The organism is Hominisplanchenecus murintestinalis, from assembly GCF_943193015.1.
Classification (GTDB): domain Bacteria; phylum Bacillota; class Clostridia; order Lachnospirales; family Lachnospiraceae; genus Hominisplanchenecus_A; species Hominisplanchenecus_A murintestinalis.
On the sequence record NZ_CALPCM010000092.1, the window covers coordinates 1 to 3,364 of the forward strand.

Sequence of the window (3,364 nt, forward strand, 5' to 3'; positions counted from 1 at the left end):
CCCCAACAAGATTCCCGCAGGACAAAATTGAGCGATTAGCGAAATTTGGTACTGTGGTAGAATCTTGCTCTAAGAAACTGCGCTGTGTGGTATCTTCACTTACTATCCGGCTTTCCGGGGCTGGTTTGTTGCGTTCCGGCGAAAATTTCTCATGGAATTTTCTGATACCCCAGGCGGACGGGGCGGGGATTCTGCCAAAGCTGCGGAAACATTTCTCCCCCTAATACCTACAACACCACGCAAAGCAAAATTGACGGAGATTTTCGGAAATTTCTTCATTTTCCTTTCATTTCCCACACCACCGAAAATTAAAAACTGCCAAACAAACAAGACACATTTTCTCTTTGCCCGCCCTCCACGGACAGCTTGCGGATTTGCCAAACGGGAGAGAAGATTTCTTTCTAATCCCCCTTTGCACGGCGCAATACTGGCGATTTTTGAAAATGCCAAAAATGAGCGCAAAAAAACAGGAAATCTTTTTTGATTCCCTGTTTCAGTGTGCCGTTTCATGTGGCGGCGATTATTCAGTTTTCATGTGAGCCGGATTCTGTTTCCCCAGTGTTGTTTCTTGCCGCAATTACAGCAAGTAATTATTTTCCCGGTTTGCAATCTGTAAACCAACTAATTTGTAGGTTGCATATCCTCCCATAACCAATGGTTCCGATTTGCAAATATCTTCCGCTTCTTCACGGTTCTCTGTTTTTAGGATATACATACCTGCCATTCCCGGATAGCCTTTAAAGACACCGCAGATTTCCAGCTTTCCTTCATCGTCCAGCTTTCTGATGTTCTCAACGTGTTCCATAACTACCTGTTTTGTCATTTTATTATAGGTCTTGCTTTTCTCAATCATCATCATGTACATCAATTTTTCCATACGATTTTCTCCTTTACATTCTATGTGGTTCACTGGGGTTATTATATTATATTTATCCGGCAATAGCAATCTGTCTGTCACTTCCCCAAAGCAAACTTATAGCCTACACCTAAAACGGTCTTTATGTAAGTGGGCTTGCGGTTGTCCGGCTCTATCTTTTTCCGCAAATTGCATATCACACTGGCAACACTGGACTGGCAGCTTTCGCTTTCCATGCTCCACACGGATTCAAAGATTTGCGCCTTTGTAAATACCCGCCCCGGACTGGCGGCAAGGTAGCAAAGTGCGCCGTATTCCAAACGGGTGAGATAGATGTCTGCACCGTCTTTCAGTACCCGGCGTTGGTGTAGTCTGATTTCCAATCCCGGAAAAACCAGTGCGGGGGAATGGGGCGGCTGTATAGCTTCCAGCGGTATCATATCGGCAAGGGCGGCTATGGCTTTCTCAACCGCTTTTTCTTCGGTATCGTTGAATATAAGCATGACTATTTTCCCGACAAATCTCACCTCCCGTTATGTTGCCTGTTCGTCAAAACGGAACTGCAACAGGGCAGCGATAAGCCGCCGTTTGATGTTGTCCTCGGTGTCCTTGTTGACCTGTCCGTTTTCAAGGGAAGCAAGCCGGATTCGCTTGCCGTAATGCCGTAAAACCTCGTCCACGGCTTCCGGCTCTCCGCTGGTCGCTCTGACAATGATTTCATACGGCACAAGTTTAGGATTCCTCATGGAAAAGCACCTCCATTTCTTCATGTAACATTTGCAAGGCACTGTGTATATGATGCCATGCCGTACTCCGGCAGCGTCCGAATAGTTCCCCGATTTCCTGCTGTGTGTAACGCCCGAAAAAGTAAAGGTAGATGATTTCCCTCTTTTTCTCCGGCAGAGAGGACAGGGCTTCGGCAAGCTCCCCGTTCGTAAGGATAATCTTCTGACCGCATATCGTAACCGGGTATTGCTTACAGGGGTCTATGAAATATGTGTCTGACGTACTGAACGGGTAAAACTTTTCTTCTGTGAGATACTCAAAGGAGATTTCCCTTTGCCGCCGTTTGTCCCTGTCACGCCATGCGTTGATAGCCGCATAGTGTATGACTACTCTGCAAAAGGCGTTAAATGTGTATTCGATATGTTCCTTGTATGATTCTGTGCAAGGCATGAATGATCCCCCCTTTCTCCCACATGAGGCGTGCATGGTTTCGTTTTAATGCCATATTGAATTTGAAACATAAATAGTTTATCATAGAATAGTGACAAGGGCTGTCACTATTCGGAAAGGAGTTCAAAAATGTCAAAGGCAGAACGGCTTATTGAAATGATGATAACAATAAATGCAAAAAAGGATTTTACAGTAGGCGAATTGGCAAATGAATTTTCGGTATCAAAAAGAACCATACTGCGTGACTTGCGGGAATTGGAGCAGGCGGGCTTCCCTCTTTACTCCGAAGTCGGTGCGGCGGGTGGCTATCACATCTTAAAAGAACGCATTTTGCCGCCTATTGCTTTTTCAGAAAGCGAAGCAAAAGCTATTTTCTTTGCCTGTCAAGCCTTGCAATATCACCGTGACCTGCCGTTTGAACAGGAAACCATATCCGTCTTGAAAAAATTTTTGAATTGTTTGCCATTAGATATGCAAAATAGTATCACGCAAATTCAAAACAAGGTTGTATTTTGGATTCCAGACAGACATTGCGATTCGCCATTGCTTAAATCAATGTTTCTTGTTGCCATCAACCGCCATGCCGCAACAATACGGTATTCGTCAACATATTCTGAAAGCACACGCACAATTATACCTATCGGCTTATATGCTATGAATGGACTTTGGTATTGCCCCGCCTATTGTACAACAGCAAATCGAACCAGAGTATTCCGGGTTGACCGTATCAAAGAAATCATAGAGGAAAAGCCCTATCCAAAAGGAAAATACCCTATTCCTGCGTCAATTCAAGAATATCTTGAAAAAACAGAGGTTAAAAACGATTACCACATGAAAATCCAACTGACAGATATAGGTGTCAAACGCTGTGAAAGTGAATGTTTGCTTGCAAGTGGATTGAAAACATTTTCAACAGGCGGCGGGATAATCGACATGGAAATAAACCATGCTGCCTTAGAATGGGTTGCTGATTATATATTGCCGTTTGGAAATAATGCCACTGTGTTAGAACCAGTGGAGTTAATAAAACTAATGCAGCAAAAAATATACGAATTACATCAGCATTATTGCAAATCAGAATAACAAGTATGTATGAATGAGGATGATTCCGTCGTAGTCGGCATTGTGGGAAAATCCAAAAGTTTGGATTTGTGGAAAAATCTAAACTTTTGGATTTTCCCACAATGCTTGTCTTTTGGTTTTTGGTTCTTTGGGTTCGGAATAGTCTGGTGCTGGCGGTCTATCTCTTGTTTTTGGTTGCTTGCTTCTTTACCGTACATGAGCATTTATCAATGTCATCAAACTGCAGGAGTGTATCTTCATCCATACGGT

At 43.5% G+C, this 3,364-nt stretch carries 6 protein-coding genes; 2 read left to right on the forward strand and 4 right to left on the reverse strand.

From position 1 onward, the window contains the following. A partial coding sequence (locus tag NFR99_RS14875) for a hypothetical protein (RefSeq protein WP_251354042.1) occupies positions 1–224 on the forward strand: 224 nt, incomplete at its 5' end. Between the two features lie 353 nt (positions 225–577). Here the strand turns inward: NFR99_RS14875 and NFR99_RS14880 are convergent. The 4 genes from NFR99_RS14880 to NFR99_RS14895 form a co-directional block, all read right to left on the reverse strand. Next, positions 578–877, reverse strand: coding sequence for a YciI family protein (locus NFR99_RS14880; RefSeq protein ID WP_251210301.1), 300 nt, complete (start codon positions 875–877; stop codon positions 578–580). Between the two features lie 77 nt (positions 878–954). Further along, entirely contained in the window at positions 955–1,359 is a 405-nt protein-coding gene (locus NFR99_RS14885) for a winged helix-turn-helix domain-containing protein (protein ID WP_251354043.1), read from the reverse strand. 30 nt (positions 1,360–1,389) lie between these two features. Beyond that, positions 1,390–1,602: a helix-turn-helix domain-containing protein gene (locus NFR99_RS14890; RefSeq protein WP_251354044.1), complete on the reverse strand. Its 213-nt coding sequence runs from the start codon at positions 1,600–1,602 to the stop codon at positions 1,390–1,392. Beyond that, complete coding sequence (locus tag NFR99_RS14895; RefSeq protein WP_251354045.1) at positions 1,589–2,032, reverse strand: RNA polymerase sigma factor; 444 nt, start codon at positions 2,030–2,032, stop codon at positions 1,589–1,591. The genes NFR99_RS14890 and NFR99_RS14895 overlap by 14 nt, the downstream gene beginning before the upstream one ends. Positions 2,033–2,161: 129 nt before the next feature. On the opposite strand from NFR99_RS14895, the gene NFR99_RS14900 reads away from it, so the two are divergent. Next, positions 2,162–3,115 carry a helix-turn-helix transcriptional regulator gene (locus NFR99_RS14900; protein WP_251354046.1) on the forward strand — a complete coding sequence of 318 codons (954 nt, stop codon included), beginning with the start codon at positions 2,162–2,164 and terminating at the stop codon, positions 3,113–3,115. Positions 3,116–3,364: the final 249 nt, after the last annotated feature.

Coding starts and splice junctions, on each gene's coding strand:
- NFR99_RS14880 (WP_251210301.1), bottom strand. CDS start 877: ATGGAAAAATTGATGTACATGATGATGATTGAGAAAAGCAAGACCTAT.
- NFR99_RS14900 (WP_251354046.1), top strand. CDS start 2,162: ATGTCAAAGGCAGAACGGCTTATTGAAATGATGATAACAATAAATGCA.
- NFR99_RS14885 (WP_251354043.1), bottom strand. CDS start 1,359: ATGCTTATATTCAACGATACCGAAGAAAAAGCGGTTGAGAAAGCCATA.
- NFR99_RS14890 (WP_251354044.1), bottom strand. CDS start 1,602: ATGAGGAATCCTAAACTTGTGCCGTATGAAATCATTGTCAGAGCGACC.
- NFR99_RS14895 (WP_251354045.1), bottom strand. CDS start 2,032: ATGCCTTGCACAGAATCATACAAGGAACATATCGAATACACATTTAAC.